Annotated in this window: 16 protein-coding genes; 13 read left to right on the top strand and 3 right to left on the bottom strand. The window is 60.1% G+C overall.

Going from position 1 to position 16,487, the window contains the following annotated elements; translation table 11 throughout:
• Nucleotides 1–188 precede the first annotated feature (188 nt).
• From fbp to NSND_RS01180, 5 genes are all read left to right on the top strand, one after another.
• The gene (gene fbp, locus NSND_RS01200; protein WP_080877230.1) at nucleotides 189–1,316 is read left to right on the top strand and encodes a fructose-1,6-bisphosphate aldolase/phosphatase; all 1,128 of its coding nucleotides are present in this window, start codon (nucleotides 189–191) and stop codon (nucleotides 1,314–1,316) included.
• A gap of 4 nt (nucleotides 1,317–1,320) precedes the next feature.
• Nucleotides 1,321–1,611 (top strand): cupin domain-containing protein, encoded by a 291-nt coding sequence (locus NSND_RS01195; RefSeq protein WP_080877229.1) that lies wholly within the window; start codon nucleotides 1,321–1,323, stop codon nucleotides 1,609–1,611.
• Between the two features lie 39 nt (nucleotides 1,612–1,650).
• A complete protein-coding gene (locus tag NSND_RS01190; RefSeq protein ID WP_080877228.1) occupies nucleotides 1,651–2,061 on the top strand; it encodes an ACT domain-containing protein in 411 nt (136 codons plus the stop codon).
• Between the two features lie 8 nt (nucleotides 2,062–2,069).
• Nucleotides 2,070–2,777, top strand: coding sequence for an SPOR domain-containing protein (locus NSND_RS01185; protein WP_080877227.1), 708 nt, complete (start codon nucleotides 2,070–2,072; stop codon nucleotides 2,775–2,777).
• Between the two features lie 267 nt (nucleotides 2,778–3,044).
• A complete protein-coding gene (locus tag NSND_RS01180; RefSeq protein WP_080877226.1) occupies nucleotides 3,045–4,358 on the top strand; it encodes a hemolysin family protein in 1,314 nt (437 codons plus the stop codon).
• Here the strand turns inward: NSND_RS01180 and ligA are convergent.
• Genes ligA through NSND_RS01165 form a run of 3 tightly spaced genes read right to left on the bottom strand, consistent with a single transcriptional unit; the run spans nucleotide 4,333 to nucleotide 9,204 of the window.
• A complete protein-coding gene (gene ligA, locus NSND_RS01175) occupies nucleotides 4,333–6,345 on the bottom strand; it encodes an NAD-dependent DNA ligase LigA (RefSeq protein ID WP_080877225.1) in 2,013 nt (670 codons plus the stop codon). The genes NSND_RS01180 and ligA overlap by 26 nt on opposite strands.
• 7 nt (nucleotides 6,346–6,352) lie before the next feature.
• A complete protein-coding gene (locus tag NSND_RS01170; RefSeq protein ID WP_080877224.1) occupies nucleotides 6,353–8,251 on the bottom strand; it encodes a hypothetical protein in 1,899 nt (632 codons plus the stop codon).
• Nucleotides 8,251–9,204, bottom strand: coding sequence for an AAA family ATPase (locus tag NSND_RS01165; RefSeq protein ID WP_080877223.1), 954 nt, complete (start codon nucleotides 9,202–9,204; stop codon nucleotides 8,251–8,253). Before NSND_RS01165 ends, NSND_RS01170 begins: the two co-directional genes overlap by 1 nt.
• A 237-nt stretch (nucleotides 9,205–9,441) precedes the next feature.
• Here NSND_RS01165 and NSND_RS01160 point away from each other — a divergent pair, with 237 nt between their 5' ends.
• The 8 genes from NSND_RS01160 (at nucleotide 9,442) to trpB (ending at nucleotide 16,429) form a co-directional block, all read left to right on the top strand.
• Nucleotides 9,442–10,140 (top strand): LysM peptidoglycan-binding domain-containing protein, encoded by a 699-nt coding sequence (locus tag NSND_RS01160; protein ID WP_080877222.1) that lies wholly within the window; start codon nucleotides 9,442–9,444, stop codon nucleotides 10,138–10,140.
• Between the two features lie 20 nt (nucleotides 10,141–10,160).
• Nucleotides 10,161–11,657 (top strand): anthranilate synthase component I, encoded by a 1,497-nt coding sequence (trpE, locus tag NSND_RS01155; RefSeq protein WP_080877221.1) that lies wholly within the window; start codon nucleotides 10,161–10,163, stop codon nucleotides 11,655–11,657.
• Between the two features lie 90 nt (nucleotides 11,658–11,747).
• The gene (gene pabA / locus NSND_RS01150; RefSeq protein ID WP_080877220.1) at nucleotides 11,748–12,311 is read left to right on the top strand and encodes an aminodeoxychorismate/anthranilate synthase component II; all 564 of its coding nucleotides are present in this window, start codon (nucleotides 11,748–11,750) and stop codon (nucleotides 12,309–12,311) included.
• A gap of 86 nt (nucleotides 12,312–12,397) precedes the next feature.
• Nucleotides 12,398–13,414, top strand: a complete 1,017-nt coding sequence (gene trpD / locus NSND_RS01145; RefSeq protein WP_080877219.1) for an anthranilate phosphoribosyltransferase — start codon at nucleotides 12,398–12,400, stop codon at nucleotides 13,412–13,414.
• 4 nt (nucleotides 13,415–13,418) lie between these two features.
• Nucleotides 13,419–14,243 carry an indole-3-glycerol phosphate synthase TrpC gene (gene trpC / locus NSND_RS01140; protein ID WP_080877218.1) on the top strand — a complete coding sequence of 275 codons (825 nt, stop codon included), beginning with the start codon at nucleotides 13,419–13,421 and terminating at the stop codon, nucleotides 14,241–14,243.
• Nucleotides 14,240–14,554 (top strand): hypothetical protein, encoded by a 315-nt coding sequence (locus NSND_RS01135; protein ID WP_080877217.1) that lies wholly within the window; start codon nucleotides 14,240–14,242, stop codon nucleotides 14,552–14,554. The genes trpC and NSND_RS01135 overlap by 4 nt, the downstream gene beginning before the upstream one ends.
• Before the next feature lie 4 nt (nucleotides 14,555–14,558).
• Nucleotides 14,559–15,191 (top strand): phosphoribosylanthranilate isomerase, encoded by a 633-nt coding sequence (locus NSND_RS01130; protein WP_080877216.1) that lies wholly within the window; start codon nucleotides 14,559–14,561, stop codon nucleotides 15,189–15,191.
• Between the two features lie 47 nt (nucleotides 15,192–15,238).
• Nucleotides 15,239–16,429, top strand: coding sequence for a tryptophan synthase subunit beta (gene trpB / locus NSND_RS01125; RefSeq protein ID WP_080877215.1), 1,191 nt, complete (start codon nucleotides 15,239–15,241; stop codon nucleotides 16,427–16,429).
• Nucleotides 16,430–16,487 lie beyond the last annotated feature (58 nt).

Raw genomic sequence — 16,487 nt, 5'->3', positions numbered from 1 at the left:
TTGTAGCGCCTCTCCACGGGTTTGATACGTGCGGCGGCTGTTCAAGCGACAAACACCGCACATTCGACTTTCCCACTCTCTCCACGCCCAGGCATTGCCTTTGCTCATTCCATGATGAAGATCTTCGAGGACTAGAGTCTCTACGGCGAGGAGACCAACTCAAACCATTCTTCACCCAGGGGTGCATTATGGCGACTGAACAGAAGGCAGCGGAGAGCACACAGAGCATCACGTTAAGTGTGATCAAGGCGGACATCGGCGGGTTCGTCGGGCATTCGGCCATGCATCCGGCCTTGATGGATTGTGCGAAGGAGAAGCTTGCGGTAGCGAAGACCAGCGGGTTGCTTGTCGATTATCACGTCTCGGCTTGCGGGGATGATCTGCAGTTGATCATGACGCATCGCCAGGGCGTCGATCACGAGGGGATCCACCGGCTTGCGTGGGATACATTCGAGGCCGGCACTGCGGTCGCGAAGGAGCTGCATCTCTACGGCGCAGGGCAGGATCTACTGGCCGATGCCTTCAGTGGAAATGTCCGCGGGCAGGGGCCGGGTGTGGCTGAAATGGAATTCGTGGAGCGGAAGTCCGATCCGGTGCTGATTTTCATGGCGGACAAGACGTCGGCGGGTGCCTGGAATCTCCCTCTGTATAAGATGTTCGCCGATCCCTTCAATACGGCGGGTCTCGTCATCGCGCCCACGCTGCACCAGGGATTCCGGTTCGAAGTGCACGATATCTACGAGCACAAGAAGATCTCGTTCGATTGTCCCGAAGAACTCTACGACATATTGATGTTCATCGGTTCCCCCGGTAAGTACACGATCAAGTACGTGTACTCACGGGCGGATGGGACGATTGCGGCGGCCTCGTCCACGGAGCGGCTTTCGCTCATTGCGGGCAAGTATGTCGGGAAAGACGATCCCGTGATGATCGTCCGCGCGCAGCAGAACTTTCCGGCGGTGGGCGAAGTGCTCGATCCGTTCCGGTATCCCTGGATCATCGAGGGCTGGATGCGTGGTTCGCATTACGGTCCGCTCATGCCGGTCTCGGTGAAGCAGGCGACGCCGACCCGCTTCGATGGGCCTCCGCGCGTCGCCTGTTTGGGATTTCAATTGGCTGACGGCAAACTCGTCGGGCCGCGGGATATGTTCGACGATCCGTCGTATGATGAAGCGCGCCGGGATGCGAACCGGATCGCCGATGTGTTACGGATGCACGGTCCCTTTGAACCGCACCGGTTGCCCCTCGACGACATGGAGTACACGACGATGCCGCAGATCATGAAGAAGTTGGAAGGTCGCTGGGCGAAGGTGTAGCAGGATGCGGGACAACAAGGTCACGGTCGATCAGGAGGCAGTCGCCCGGGAATGGCGGGCGCGGGGCTTCAGTTGTGATCTTTGGGTTGATCCGCCCGGGCAAGTGTGGGAGGATTACCGCCACGCGGCCGACGAGTTGGTGATGCCGGTCGAGGGCCGGTTGGAACTGGAATTCGGGGGCCGGTGTGTCAGGCCCGAACCGGGCGAGGAAATCCTGATTCCGGCCGGAGTGTCCCATACCGTCAGAAACATCGGCGGCACCAGCGTGAAGTGGCTGTATGGATACAGTCGCTAACATCCGAGACGAACTGACTCAGCAGAGGGAGAGGAGCCCATGCCGACAACGACGCAATTTGTGGTGAGTGGACAGAGTAAGCCTGGAGTGCTGGCTGAAGTGGCGGCCGTGCTCGGGGCTGCGGGAGTCAACATCAAGGCCTTCTCCGCGCCCGAGGTCACCGGCCCCGGGAAGCTGCGATTGATCGTGGCGGATGTGGATACGGCTCGTATTGCACTCAGAAAATCCAAGATCAAGTTCCGTGAAGAGACCGCCCTGATTTTGAGTCTGGAGAATAAGCCCGGCGCCTTGAAACAGGTGGCCGATTCGCTCACCAGGGCTCGCATCAATGTGAAGTGCGGCTATTGCACCCCGTCGCGGGAAGGCAAACGCGCGATCGTGGTGCTGACCGTTTCGAACACGACCAAAGCCCTCGGGGTGCTGCGCACCCATTCACTCGACGAATTCTAATCCGCCTTATGCCGGGGGAGAAGAGGACAAGCACCAGCCGTCTTCTTCTCCCCCTGTTCGCGTTTCTCCTCACCACATGGCTCAGCGGCTGCTCCGGCTGGAGTCCGGCGCGTCCTTCTTATCCGCCCGGCTATCCGTTGGGGTTTATCGAACGGGGCAGCGCGTCCTGGTATGGGCCCGGCTTCCACGGCAACCGCACGGCGAACGGTGAAGTCTACGACATGCATAAATTGACGGCGGCGCACCGGACGTTGCCGCTGGGGTCGGTGGCGGTCGTGCGATCTCTGAGCACCGGCCGGCAGGTGACCGTGCGGATCAACGATCGGGGGCCGTTTGCGCGCGGGAGAATTCTGGACCTGTCTTTGGCCGGAGCCCAGGCTGTAGGGATGGTCGGGCGCGGCACCGATGAGATCGAACTCCGGGTGATCAGTTACGAGGGACGAGCCGGGGGGATGGGGGTGTTGCGCGTGCAGGTCGGTTCCTTTGCCGATCCGGCCAACGCACGAGCGTTGGTCGAACGGTTGAGGAGTGCCTATCCTGGTTCAAAGATCGTCGGCGTCGATCTTCCGGATGGTCGCCGGTATCGGGTGTATGCGGGACAATTTCAAACGGAGGCCGCAGCCGAGCAGGCTGCCGCACATCTGAGACGGGCATTGGAGACCGATCCATTCATCGTGCGCGACGATGCGCCGGGGGCGACTACGGGGAATCCTTGAGGGTGCGGGAGCATGGCAAATGGTCTAAATGACTGATATGCTAAATAATTGTGCTCGGCATGGAAGTGTCGTAATGCTTGATGCGTCTGTCTGCCTGTGCTAATTGTAATACGCAATGGATGAAAGTGACCCGAGAGGACCCGGTCTGGTCGTCTTCTCACGACAGAGGGCAAGTCTTGCAGTTCGAACCCAAGGCTTCGGACTGATCCAAGGTTCCACCAATCACTCCTTCAACGTGAGTCTGCACCTCTAACCTCGATAGGTTGTATGGACATTATCGTTCTGATAGTCCTCATTCTGTTGTCCGCGGTGATTTCTGTTGTTGAAGTCGGATTCTACTCCGTCAACGATACCAAGCTCAGGGCGCTGGCCGATACGGGCAGCAAGCGGGCGGAGATGGCCCTCCATCTTCGAACCGATCCGCAACGCCTCCTGCTGACCATCCTGGTCGGAGATCGACTGATCGACACCGCCACCGCATCGCTGGCTACGATTATTGCGCTGAACCGATTCGGAGGGCAGGGATTGGAAGGTGTGCTCGGCGAAGCCTTCGCGGTGCTGGTCGGTATTCTGACCTTTGTTCTGTTGGTGTTTGCCGATCTCGTGCCCAAGACCCTGGCGGCCAAATACTCGGTCCCTGTGGTGTTGAACATGGCCTATCCGGCCTATGCGGCCCAGCAGGTGCTCACGCCGATCATGTTCTTCGTGGTGCCGCTCATCTATAAACTGACCGGTGGGAAAGGGCTCAACGTGCCCTTCGTTACGGAAGAAGAGCTGAAGATCATGCTGGATCAGAGCAGCAAGAGCGGCGCCATCGAGGCACAGGAAGTGAAGATGATCAAGAACGTCTTCCAGCTGAAGGACATCACGGCCGAAGACTGCATGACCCCGCGCATCTACATGTTCTCGCTCGACTGCAATCAGTATCTGCGCGAAGCGAAGGAACTCCTGTTCAAGTCCAAGTATTCGCGTATCCCGTTATACGAAGGCACGCTGGATAACATTATCGGGATTCTTTACAAGACCAAGGCGCTGACGGCGTTGGCCCAGGGTCATACGGAGATGAAGCTTCGCGACATCGCGCAACCGGCCCTGTTCATCCCGCATACGAAATCCGCGGACGACCTGATGAAGCAGTTTCAGTTGGACAAACGCCACATGGCGATTGTGGTCAACGAGTTCGGGGGTGTGATGGGACTCGTCACGTTGGAAGACCTGCTGGAAGAGGTGGTCGGCGAGATCGTCGATGAGACGGATATCACCGAAGAGTTGATCAAGCGTATCGGCAAGAACCAGATCCTGGTGCATGGACGCACCGAGGTTCGGAAGGTCAACGATTTCCTCAAGGTGGATTTAGGCGACGATGCCGTGACGATCAGCGGTCTTGTGCAGCATGAACTGGGCAGGATTCCCAAGGTCGGTGAAGAAGTGCATATCGCCAATTGTCGCCTGGTCATTCATGAGGCGGACCCGCGGGTCATCAAGAGCGTCAATATCTACAAGGAAGAAAAACACCCCATCACGCATGAGCCCATCGTCGATGAGCATGTCTCGGTCACTCAGGCGTCACTAGAGCGGTAAATTCCGTTTCCGTCAGAACCCGCACCCCCAGTTTCCGGGCCTGGTCCAGTTTCGACCCCGGATCGGTCCCTGCCACCACAAACGATGTCTTCTTGCTGACACTCGACGAGACCTGTCCCCCCTGTTGTTCCACCAATTGTTTGGCCTGGTCGCGGGTGTAGTTGGCCAGCCCACCGGTAAAGACGAACGTCTTGCCGGCCAGGCTCTGGCTGCCGGCTGCGATTTCAGACGACGGTGGAGCGATGGTCAGACCCCGTTCGATCAAGCGGGCAATCACCGCCCGGTTCCGTTCTTCGCTGAAGAACGAGGCCAGGCTGGTAGAAATCTCCGGGCCGATTTCGCGCACCTGCAGCAATTCCTCCTGCGTCGCCGACATCAGCTTCGCCAACGTGCCGAACTGTTTGGCCAGGACGCGGGCGATGTGCTGCCCCACCTGCCTGATTCCCAGTCCCATCAACAGCCGGTCGAGAGAGGTGGATTTGCTTCGTTCTATGGATTCCATCAGCAGAGTGGCCGACCGGTCGGCGAACCCTTCCAGGCTGAGCAGCTGCTCTTTGGTGAGGCTGTAGAGGTCGGCCAGGTCGCGGACCAATCCTACGTCGACCAGTTGGGCGATCGTCTTCTTTCCCATCCCGTCCATATCCAGCGCGCTCTTGGATGCGAAGTGTTCAATGGCGCCCTTCAGTTGGGCGACGCACACGGTCTGGCCGGTACAGTAGTAGTAAGCCCCTTCGCGGGCCACAGCCGATCCGCACACCGGGCAGTGGTCCGGCATGACGAACGGAGCCTGTCTCGTTTCCCCGGGAACGGGGACCCGTTCGGCGATGGCGGGGATCACGTCGCCGGCGCGTTCCACCTTGACGGTGTCCCCCACGCGCACGTCTTTTCGCGCGACCTCATCCGCATTGTGGAGGGTGGCCCGGCTGATCGTGACACCTCCGACCTCCACCGGCTTCAGCAGGGCCAGCGGCGTCAGGGTACCGGTGCGACCGACCGAGACGGCGATGTCCTGAATGACCGTGATTTCTTTTCGGGGTGCAAACTTGTAAGCGATGGCCCAACGGGGGCTGCGGGATTTGCTGCCAAGCTGGTCTTGCCACGTCCGGCGGTCGAGTTTGACGACGATGCCGTCGATTTCAAACGGCAGAGAGTCCCGCATCCCATCGGTGCCGGCATGGAACGAGAGGACTTCCTCGATCGAGCGGCAGCGTTGCCGGTGTTCGGGAACAGGAAGGCCCCAGGCGGCCAAGGCGTCCAACTCCTCCCAGTGGGTGGGTGGGGCTGTGCCGGATAGTGCCATGATGTCGTAACAGGTCAGGGTCAAGGGTCGCGACGCGGTGATGCGGCTGTCCAGTTGCCGCAACGATCCTGCTGCGGCATTGCGCGGGTTCGCAAAGGCTTCCTCGCCCCGTTCCGTCATGCGGCGGTTCAGGACCTGAAACTCATCCAAACGCATGTAGACTTCGCCGCGCACGACCAGGTGTGCGGGCAGGGAGGGCTGGGGATCGAGCTGTAGCGGCAACGCGCGGATCGTTCGCAAATTGATCGTCACGTCTTCGCCGACCATGCCGTCTCCACGAGTCGCGCCACGAACGAAGGCGCCCCGGTCGTAAACCAGTTCCACCGACAGGCCATCGAATTTCGGTTCCGCCGTGTAGACGATCTGGTCGGTTTCCAGCTCCCGCTTCATCCGCGCATCAAAGGCGCGCACATCATCCTGATCGGTAATCGAATCGAGACTCAGCATCGGTTTCTCGTGGGAAACCTTGGTGAGTTCCTCCAGCGGTGGTGCGCCGACTCGTTGGGTGGGCGAGTCGCCGGTGACCAGGTCGGGATGGGCGGTTTCGAGGTCGACGAGCTCGCGAAAGAGCCGGTCGTATTCCGCGTCGGAAATCTCCGGCCGGTCCTTCGTGTAATAGAGGTGATCGTGATGGCGGATTTGACGACGAAGATCGGCGATTCGTTGCTCGGCTGTCTGATGAGGCATGGACTGGTTACTCACGAATAAATTGGGCCGCGAAGCTGCGGATCTCGTGTCCATTCAATACATGGAACCGCCGCAGACGGTCGATCATCTGTCCTGAAAACCGGCTCAACGGAATCGGCACCAGACGCCGGTCGAATTGTCTGGCGATCTGCCTCCAACGCGCCTTGGGTGGAACCGGTGTCACCAGGGCCACGTGCGTTTCACGTGAATGGACTGCTCCGGCCGCAATCAAACGTTCTTCGAGGGTCCTGGCAAATCCCAGTGCTTCGTCGGTCCAGATGTCGGGGATCGGGCGGGGCGGGAACATAAACAGGGCGCCGCCGTAGCGCGATTGCCCGATACCCGGTGCGATCATGTTGTTCAGGAAGGGTGTCGCATAGAAACAGAGCGTGGACTCCTGCGCATGTTCGGCATACCAGGTGGCCTGCCAGCTGTATTGCTCCGGATCGCCGGGGGTGTCGAACAGAAAGATCACCGTATCCACATTCCCGCGCGCGGGGGGAATCTCTTTGACGTAAATCTCCATCCGTTGCGGACGACCCGGCTTTTGCCGCTGATGCCAATGGCGCAGACTCTCCCGGATGTCGATCCCGTCTTTCATCGAGGTGGTGAACTTCTCGCTCTTGACGAGATCGGCCCCGATGATGGCCTTGGCCTGCTCGCGGACATGGGTGTGGAAACTTTCGATCTTGGAATCTTCCGGCGGCCAGGAACATTGTCGATGCGGATTCCACAGATAGGACCACTGCCGGCTCGTGCGCCGCGGCGGGCGGGGCCGGAGCGAGAGCGAACGCCAGGCCAGGGGCGTACCCTGGAGCCGGTTCTTCGCCCGCACGATCTGCTCATCCGGCAGGGCGAACCGGCCGAGCCCGGCCGAGAGATGAGGGACGTGGCTCTGTTCGATCTCTTGATAGGAGTAACTTTTGGCGGTTTCGAGGAGGCGAACCGCGAAGTCGTCACCTGCCATCTGTTTTGCCGCGAGGACCAGCGTGTAGAGGTCGGGCGTCAATCGCCGATCCAACAGCGCGTGGTTCCGCACATACTGCAAGTAGGCTTGCAGCAACTGCGGTGTCACCCAGGTGGGGACGGTTTGCCCCTCCGCGTCATGGCCGGTCTGCCACCTTGTGCGTGTTTCGAGCAGGAGTTCTTTGATCCCGTCGATGGAGAGGTGGCGGTCCGAATGGACGGTCGCGCGACGTCGCTCATACAGCTCTGTGAGGAACGGCAGTTCACCCAAGACAAAATAGAGTGAGGCCGGCTCGACGAGGTACCGTTCGGGGCGTCCGAAGTCGAGCGCCGGGATTTGATAGTCGGTTCGTTGCTGATAGGCCTGACGAATCCAGGGCCAGTCTGCGAAGTGGCACAAGCAGAGAATCTGCTCGTACTCCATTTCGAGTTGGTGGAGTTGAAACGCCATCCAGGCGATGCGGGCCTGCTGTTGACTGCCCTCCGCAGGCGGCGTGAGCGTGGGTACCATCGCGGCGGCAAAGGTGGCGTAGGAGAGGCGTTTGAGTGCGTAGGCATCGGGAGAGACGAAGGGCACCGGTTCCACGACGGCCGTTTCGCGATCGATATAGGCCCTGGGGATGCCTTCTCCCATGGCGACGCGAATCCCCATGACGACTGCCTGGCAGGGATCGACCGGCACGTAGTTCACCGTGGCGGCGCCTTCCTGATCGCGTTCCGGTTGGACGATCACGCTGATCGTCGGCAGGTCCATCACGGCTTCTTCCAGCGGATGCTCGAAGGAAGGCGGAAGCGGAACCGCGAGGCAATCGAATCGGCGGTCGGTGAGCCTCTCGCGCACTTCCTGAGCGACATCGCCGCTGCCGTGCAGGAGCGGGAACAGTTCGATGCGTGGCGACAGGCGGAAGACGGAGTCGGCGGTGGAGGATGACACTGCCATTATCGGCCGGGATGTAGAGGGTCGTCGCTTTCGAAAAAGAAATCGCCGAGGCCCTGCGGCAGGGCCTGGTCGCCCAGGGCGCGCTTTCGCCGGCGTGACTGAGTCGGCAGATCGAGCGCTTCTTCGCCGAGGACTTTCATCAGTGATTCCCGCCAGGCGGCATCGGCCGACAGCGGGTGCGTCGGGTCCTGCGCGCGACGCTTCAGCGCGTACTGCAGGAGATGAATGCCGTCGCGCACGGAATATTCGAGACTGAGCTGGTGGGCCTCCTGGAGAAAGTCGACGGTCATGGCCAGCATCTCTGCGGGCGCGAAGGGCAGGTGATACCGGAGGATCGCCAGTTCGTCTTCGCGCGCAGGGAACCCCATGCCCAGCGTCGGCTGCAAGCGCGAGAGAATATAGTCGGGCACCTCATACGTGGACGCGTCTTCGTTCATGGTCACGCAGCAGCGGAATTCGGCATGGGCGTTGATCAGAATGCCGGCGATGATGGATTCCACGCAGCGCCGGTGATCCAGAAGCGGAGCCAGCGAGGCCCAGCTTTTCTCGTTCATGCGGTTGCCTTCGTCCAGCACGCAGATGCTGCCTGTGAGCACCGCAGTGATCAGCGGCGAGGCGTGGTAACTGATGGTGCCGGATTCTGCCAGGACGGGCGTGATCAGCAGGTCTTCCGGCCGGGTGTCGGCCGTGCACTGGAATACGTAGAGGTCCTGCTTGCGTTCGCGGGCTCCAGCCATGGCCAGTGTGGTCTTGCCGATCCCCGGTTGGCCGGTGATGCGGGGAGACAGCGGCAGGTCACGCTCGTCGATCACCAGCCAGCAGGCCAGCAACTGTTTGAGAATCTCCCGGTTCCCGATCCATTCCTGGTCCATGGTCATGGGTTGTGCCAGGTGCAGGGTGATGCCCTCGATGGTGACGGTGCGGGAGGTGCCCGGTTGTGTGTTAGGTGACATGGTCTTTCGTGCCGGCGATTGGATAGAATAGGCGGAACAGCAATCTCGTGCGAACGGTAGCATAGGGGTGGGGAGGGGGTCAAACGTCTGAGCGGCCCATTTCACTTTGACTTTCGCTGCCTTGCACCGTATTCTACCCACTTTCGAAGGCTACGAATCGGAAGCGGATGCGCCACGAGCGGGTTGTTTTGATGGCATTCGGAAGCCCCCTGGAGAAGACAGCAACGAAGGAGCGACATGATGAGTCAGCGAAACTCACGGATGAGACGCGCGGTAGTAGTTCCGATCGGGTTGCTCGTATTGAGCGGCCTGAATCTGGGCGGATGCGTGATGTCGGAGAAGTACGAGGCCGAGAAAGCGCGCAGCCTGAACTTCCAGCGGCTCCTGGCGCAGGAAGAAAAGCGAAGCGCCGAATTGGACAGCGAAGTCAAACGGAGCAAACGCGAACTGAGTGAGTATGAGGCGCGCAATCGGGAACTCGGCGCTCAGGTGGAAGCGGTGCGTCAGCAGGCGGCACAGATTCAGGAAGAGGCTCAGGCGATGAAGGAAGCCAGTTTGCTTGAGAAGCGGGCGCATGAAGATATGAAGCGCCTGACGACGATTCCATCCAAAACGAAAAAGGCGGCAGCGGCGGCGAAGAAAGACTTTACGGCCGCCGTTGATGAGGCGTTGAAGACGGATGTGTCGTCGGAGTTGAGCCTGGAGTCGGCGAAGGACGCGGCCAAGGATACATTCGGTCACGAGCAGGCGGCAGTGGATGCCCTCGGTGCAGCTTCGGCATCGGCAACCGGCAACACTCACACGGTGCGATCCGGTGAAACCCTGTATCGCATCGGGCAGAAGTACCACGTTGGTGTGGATCAATTGCGGAAGTGGAACAATTTGGACAATAACACGGTTGTGGTCGGGCAGAAGTTGATTGTCAGCCGGCCCTAGTGTAGCGATCGTCGTATTGTATGAGCAGACAGCAATACTCTCTCACCTTGGATGAGTTTCGAGCCCTGGCGGCGGAAGGCAATCTGATTCCGCTCTATCGGGAGATTCTGGCGGACTATGAGACGCCGGTGTCGGCGTTTGCCAAAATCGACCATGGGCCGACGGCCTATCTGCTGGAGAGTGTGGCCGGCGGTGAAAATTGGGCGCGGTATTCGTTTTTGGGAAGCGGCTCCTCGGCGGTGATCCGGGAGGAGAAGGGCGATCTGGTGTTGATCCGAGGGAAGAAGAACCTGCGGATTCAGAGTCGCGGCAATCCGCTGGAGCGATTGCGCGAATTGATGGAAGAATATCGTCCGGTGACGGTGCCCGGCCTGCCCCGGTTCGTGGGCGGCGCGGTCGGCTACTTCAGTTACGATATGGTGCGCACGTTCGAGGACCTGCCGGCGCTGCGTAAAGACAGCCTCGGGATGCCGGACTTCGCCTTTCTGCTCACCGACACGCTGCTGATCTTCGACAACGTCTCGCAGAAAATCAAAGTGGTCGCGAACGCCTACCTGGAATCGACCAAGGAACGGGACATCCGTGACGCCTATCGCCATGCGACCGCGCGGATCGAAAAGATGATCGCGCGGTTGAAGCGGCCGGTGCGGCAACCGCGGCAGAGACGCCGCCGGAAGCCGATCACCTTTACGTCCAACATGAACAAGGCCGATTTCGAGAAGATGGTCACGCGGACCAAGGAGTACATCCGTTCGGGCGATATCGTGCAGGCGGTCCTGTCTCAACGATGGGAAACACAGATCCATACGACTCCGTTCCAGTTATACCGTGCCCTCCGTGTCATCAATCCCTCGCCCTACATGTATTACCTGCGGGTGGCCGGAGTGGAGTTGGTGGGGTCCTCGCCGGAGACCCTGGTGCGGTGTGAGGATGGCCAGATTTCGTTGCGTCCCATTGCCGGGACGCGTCGCCGCGGGCAGACGCCGGAAGAAGATCAGGACCTGGCGCGACAGCTGTTGGCAGATGAAAAAGAGCGAGCGGAACATGTGATGCTGGTGGACCTTGGACGCAACGACGTGGGACGGGTGGCTGCCAGAGGCTCGGTGAAGGTGGAGTCGCTGATGCAGGTCGAGCGGTATTCGCACGTCATGCATATCGTGTCGCAGGTGACGGGACAGCTGGAGAAGGGGAAATCCGTGTACGACGTCATGCGAGCCTGTTTCCCGGCGGGGACCGTGTCGGGTGCGCCGAAGATTCGCGCGATGGAAATCATCGAAGAGTTGGAGCCGACACGCCGTGGTCCCTATGCGGGCGCGGTGGGCTATTTCGGATTTTCCGGCAACATGGACATGTGCATCAACATCCGGACCGTCGTGATCAAGGGGCGGCAGGCCTATATTCAAGCGGGAGCCGGTATCGTCGCCGATTCGATTCCTGAACATGAATACGAAGAAACCTGCAACAAGGCGCGGGCAATGATGAAAGCCATCGAACTCGCCGAGCAGGGTTTGGAATGAGCGCGTGAAACGTGAAAGGTCAGACGTGAAACGCAGGAACGGCGACCCCACGAGATACGATTCACGAACGACGAGCGACGAGTGGTCCATATGTTGTTGATGATCGATAATTACGATTCCTTCACCTACAACCTCGTGCAATATTTCGGCGAGTTGGGGGAAGATGTGGTCGTCTACAGAAACGACAAGATTTCCATCCAGGAGATCGAGGCGTTGAAGCCGCGCCGGCTCGTCATTTCGCCCGGCCCCTGCACGCCGAACGAGGCGGGAATCTCGGTGGAAGCGATTCGGCATTTCGGCGGCAAATTACCGCTGCTGGGCGTCTGTCTCGGTCACCAATCGCTGGCAGTTGCGTTCGGCGGCGAAGTGATCCGCGCCGAGCGTCTCATGCACGGCAAGACGTCCATGGTTCGCCACGACGGTCGCACCATTTTCCGCAATCTGCCGAATCCGTTCGAGGCCACCCGCTATCACTCTCTCATCGTGAATCGCAAGAATCTCCCGGACTGTTTCGAGATCAGCGCCGAGACCGCCGAAGGCGAGATCATGGGGATGCGCCACAAGATGTTGGGCATCGAAGGGGTGCAATTCCATCCGGAGTCGATTCTCACCACCGCCGGCAAGGAGCTGCTCAGGAATTTCTTGAAACTCTAATCCACGGCTGTCGGCCACCGGCAATCAGTGCTCTCTATGAGGCCTTCCGACTGATTACCGACCGCGGATCGCTGATCGCGCCCCTCATGATCAAAGACGCAATCAATACATTGGCCGAACGGTCGGACCTCACCGAACAAGAGGCTGAGACCGTGATGGGCGAGATCATGGACGGCGCGGCGACCTCCGCCCAGATCGCCGGATATCTCATGGGGCTTCGGATGAAGGGGGAGACCGTGGCCGAGATCGCCGGCTCCGTACAGGCCATGCGAGCTCGCGCGACCAAAATCCGGGTGCGGGATTCTCAGGTCGTAGATACCTGTGGGACCGGCGGTGATCGGGCGCATACCTTCAATATTTCGACTACTGCGGCGTTCGTGGCGGCGGGCGCCGGGCTGACGGTGGCGAAGCATGGCAACCGGTCGGTCTCGTCCAAGTCAGGCAGTGCCGATGTGTTGGCCGCGCTGGGTGTGGCGATCGATCTCCCGCCTGAGCGGGTCGCCGACTGTGTGAACGAGGTAGGGATCGGCTTTCTCTTCGCGCCGCTCTATCATAGTGCGATGAAACACTGTGCCCAGCCGCGGCAGGAACTGGGGATTCGGACGCTGCTGAATATTCTCGGCCCCCTGACCAATCCGGCCGGTGCCCGCATACAGGTCGTCGGGGTATTCGATGCCGGCTTGACGGAGTTGTTGGCGAAGGTGCTGCTCCACCTAGGCGCGCAACATTGTTTTGTCGTGCACGGCATGGACGGATTGGATGAGATCACCGTCACGGACCGGACCCGGATTTCAGAGGGCAAAGCCGGCGTGGTGTCGAGTTATACCATCGATCCGACCGAATTCGGCCTCACACGTGTCAGGCCGAAAGAACTGGTCGGTGGGAGTGCGGAAGACAATGCCGCCATCACGCGCGATATTTTCCGGGGACGGAAAGGACCGAAGCGCGACATTGTGTGTCTGAATGCCGCACCGGCGCTCGTGGCCGGACGCAAGGCGAAGACGCTGCAGGAAGGGTTTCAACTCGCCCAGCAGACGATCGACTCGGGTGCGGCGATGGAGAAACTGGATCAGCTCATCGCATTTACGAAGAAGGCGTCGTGACATCGTGATTCTCGATCGGATTCTCGAACATAAAAAAGCGGAAATTCGCCACAAGAACAGCCGTGGCTATCTCGCGGATCTGAAAACCAGAATTCGCGATGCCGGCCCGACACTGGGGTTTGCCGTGAACCTGGACGCGCGCCGGACTCGGACCAGGCCCGCGCTCATCGCGGAGGTCAAGAAGGCCTCTCCGAGTCTCGGTCTGTTGCGGCCGGAGTTCGAGCAGCGCTTCGAGCCGGTGGCCATCGCCGAAGCCTATCGGGAGCATGGGGCCGCGGCTGTCTCCGTATTGACGGATAAGGAATTTTTTCAGGGCAGCCTGGAGTATCTCTCCGATGTGAAGCGGAAAGTCGGCCTGCCTGCGCTGAACAAAGAGTTCATGGTGGCGGATATTCAGTTCTATGAAGCCAGGGCTTATGGCGCGGACGCGGTCCTGTTGATCGTGGCCGGGTTGGAGAAGCGCCAATTGATCGACTTTTCCGCATTGGCGAAAGAGTTGTCGCTCGATGTGCTGGTGGAGACGCATCATGAGCGTGAACTCGATACCGTGTTGGAATGGCTCCCGGATGTCCGTCTGATCGGTATCAACAATCGTGACCTCAAAACCTTCTCGACGGATCTGGGCGTGACCCTGCGACTGGCGAAGCGCATTCCCGGCGATAAGCTGATCGTGAGTGAAAGCGGGATTCACAAGCGGGAGGATGTCACGCGATTGGTGGAGGCCGGTGTCCATGCCATGCTGATCGGCGAGTCGCTGATCCGGGCTCAGGATATCGGCGTGAAGATTCGTGAGTTGCTGGGCGATGAATCCAACAAGGAGAAGCCATGAAGACGCGACTTTCTCTCGGTGTGATGGCGGCGTTGCTGACCTTGGCCGGTTGTATGAATCAGGAGATCCATGAATATTCCCCGAAGTGGGATGCCTGGATGGGCAGCAGCAAAGACGACCGCATCAAGGACATGGGCATCCCCACGAAGTGCCATTCGTTCAAGGACGGCGGCGAAGTGTGCGAGTGGTCTGTTCCCCAGCAGGACGGGCGGCAGGACTTGATCGGCCTGACCTTCAACGCCAAGGGGCAGGCCTGCCAGTGGTCCTATCGCGGGTTCTACGGCATGCAGAAGAGCAAGCAGAGCTGCTGACGCCATGGCTGTAAAGGTTAAGATCTGCGGTCTAACGAATGCCGAGGACGCGGCCGTGGCGGTGGAAGCCGGCGCGGATGCGGTCGGGTTCGTGTTTCATAAAAAGAGCCCTCGGTGCGCGGAACCGGCGGCGGTCAAGGCCATCGTGAAGGAACTGCCGCCGTTTGTGTTGCCGATCGGCGTGTTTGTGAATGAGGATGCGAAGGTGGTGCGGGACATCATGGACAGTTGCGGTCTTGCCCTTGCGCAGCTTCATGGCGATGAGACGGCGGCCTATTGCGAGATGCTGGGGCGGCCGGTGCTGAAGGCGATTCGTCTCCGGGATCGATGTTCATTTCTGGCGCTTGCCGAGTTTCAAGGGCGCGCCGGCGTGCGGGGATTTCTGGTGGATGCCTTTTCTCCCGACGCCTATGGCGGTACGGGACAGGTGGCCGATTGGGCGCTGGCTGCTGAAGCGGCCACGGTGGCGCGTATTCTGCTGGCCGGAGGACTGACTCCGGGGAATGTCGCGCAAGCCATCGAACAGGTGCGGCCCTACGGCGTCGATGTCAGCAGCGGAGTCGAGGCCTCGCCAGGCAGGAAAGACCATGACAAGGTCCGGGCTTTTGTGCAAGCCGTCAGGCTTGTCTCCCGCTAGGTCAGCGTCTATACTTTCATTTTTCACGACTAGCTGAAGGAATTCACATGGCGATACCAGATCGACATGGGCGGTTCGGCCCTTACGGCGGACGGTATGTCCCTGAAACTCTCATGCCGGCCTTGCTGGAGTTGGAAGAGGTGTACCAACGCACACGACGGGATAAGGGGTTTCAAGCCGAACTCAAGCACTATTTGAAAGAATATGTCGGGCGGCCGACGCCGCTGTATTTTGCCCAGCGCCTTACGAAACGATTGGGCGGCGCGAAGATTTACCTCAAGCGCGAAGACCTGTGCCATACCGGCGCCCATAAGATCAACAATGCGATCGGGCAGGCGCTGCTCGCCCGGCGCATGAAGAAACCGCGCCTCATTGCAGAGACCGGCGCGGGTCAGCACGGCGTGGCGACGGCCACCGTGGCTGCCATGTTCGGCCTGGAATGTGAAATCTACATGGGCACGGAAGACATGCAGCGGCAGGCGCTGAATGTGTTCCGGATGCGGCTCCTGGGTTCGACGGTCACAGGCGTGGATGCCGGCAGCCGGACGTTGAAGGACGCCATCAGTGAAGCGATGCGGGATTGGACGACCAACGTGCGGACGACCCACTATGTGCTGGGTTCCGTCCTCGGCGCGCATCCCTATCCCATGATGATCCGGGATTTTCAGTCCGTCATCGGCCGTGAAGCCCGCAAACAGATTCTGGCCGCGGAAGGGCGTCTGCCCGATTGTCTGATCGCCTGTGTCGGCGGCGGCAGTAATGCGATGGGGCTGTTCCACGCTTTCGTTCCGGATAAGAAGGTCAGGATGGTGGGAGTGGAAGCTGGGGGGCTGGGTGTCGAGAGCGGCAAACATGCGGCCCGGTTTGCGGGCGGTCGCCCCGGCGTGTTGCAAGGGACCATGACCTATCTGCTGCAGGACGAGAACGGTCAGGTGAATCTCACCCATTCCGTCTCGGCAGGCTTGGACTATGCGGCCGTGGGGCCGGAGCACAGCTACTACAAGGAAACGAATCGTGCCCAGTATACGTCGGTCACGGATGACGAGGCGTTGGAGGCGTTCGATCTGCTCGCGCGGGAGGAGGGCATCATGCCCGCGCTGGAAAGCGCCCATGCCATCGCCGAAGTGGTGAAGTGCGCGCCCACAATGAAGAAGAGCCAGATCCTGATCGTGAACCTTTCCGGGCGCGGCGACAAGGATGTGCAGCAGGTGGCGAGAATCAAAGGCGTGACGCTGTAGCAGGAGGTTGAGAACGGCCTCCAGCTTTGTTCTCGCGGCGCGCACAGGTTCGACGTAC

It is taken from the genome of Nitrospira sp. ND1 (genome assembly GCF_900170025.1).
Lineage (GTDB): Bacteria > Nitrospirota > Nitrospiria > Nitrospirales > Nitrospiraceae > Nitrospira_A.
The sequence above is the reverse complement of the archived record's forward strand: the minus strand, read 5'-3'. Positions and strand labels throughout refer to the sequence as shown.

Bases quoted from the DNA above. Each gene is read 5' to 3' on its own strand.
- NSND_RS01185 (WP_080877227.1), top strand. From the start codon at position 2,070: ATGCCGGGGGAGAAGAGGACAAGCACCAGCCGTCTTCTTCTCCCCCTG.
- NSND_RS01160 (WP_080877222.1), top strand. From the start codon at position 9,442: ATGATGAGTCAGCGAAACTCACGGATGAGACGCGCGGTAGTAGTTCCG.
- NSND_RS01180 (WP_080877226.1), top strand. From the start codon at position 3,045: ATGGACATTATCGTTCTGATAGTCCTCATTCTGTTGTCCGCGGTGATT.
- pabA (WP_080877220.1), top strand. From the start codon at position 11,748: ATGTTGTTGATGATCGATAATTACGATTCCTTCACCTACAACCTCGTG.
- NSND_RS01190 (WP_080877228.1), top strand. From the start codon at position 1,651: ATGCCGACAACGACGCAATTTGTGGTGAGTGGACAGAGTAAGCCTGGA.
- fbp (WP_080877230.1), top strand. From the start codon at position 189: ATGGCGACTGAACAGAAGGCAGCGGAGAGCACACAGAGCATCACGTTA.
- NSND_RS01170 (WP_080877224.1), bottom strand. From the start codon at position 8,251: ATGGCAGTGTCATCCTCCACCGCCGACTCCGTCTTCCGCCTGTCGCCA.
- trpB (WP_080877215.1), top strand. From the start codon at position 15,239: ATGGCGATACCAGATCGACATGGGCGGTTCGGCCCTTACGGCGGACGG.
- trpD (WP_080877219.1), top strand. From the start codon at position 12,398: ATGATCAAAGACGCAATCAATACATTGGCCGAACGGTCGGACCTCACC.
- NSND_RS01130 (WP_080877216.1), top strand. From the start codon at position 14,559: ATGGCTGTAAAGGTTAAGATCTGCGGTCTAACGAATGCCGAGGACGCG.
- NSND_RS01165 (WP_080877223.1), bottom strand. From the start codon at position 9,204: ATGTCACCTAACACACAACCGGGCACCTCCCGCACCGTCACCATCGAG.
- trpE (WP_080877221.1), top strand. From the start codon at position 10,161: ATGAGCAGACAGCAATACTCTCTCACCTTGGATGAGTTTCGAGCCCTG.
- NSND_RS01195 (WP_080877229.1), top strand. From the start codon at position 1,321: ATGCGGGACAACAAGGTCACGGTCGATCAGGAGGCAGTCGCCCGGGAA.
- NSND_RS01135 (WP_080877217.1), top strand. From the start codon at position 14,240: ATGAAGACGCGACTTTCTCTCGGTGTGATGGCGGCGTTGCTGACCTTG.
- ligA (WP_080877225.1), bottom strand. From the start codon at position 6,345: ATGCCTCATCAGACAGCCGAGCAACGAATCGCCGATCTTCGTCGTCAA.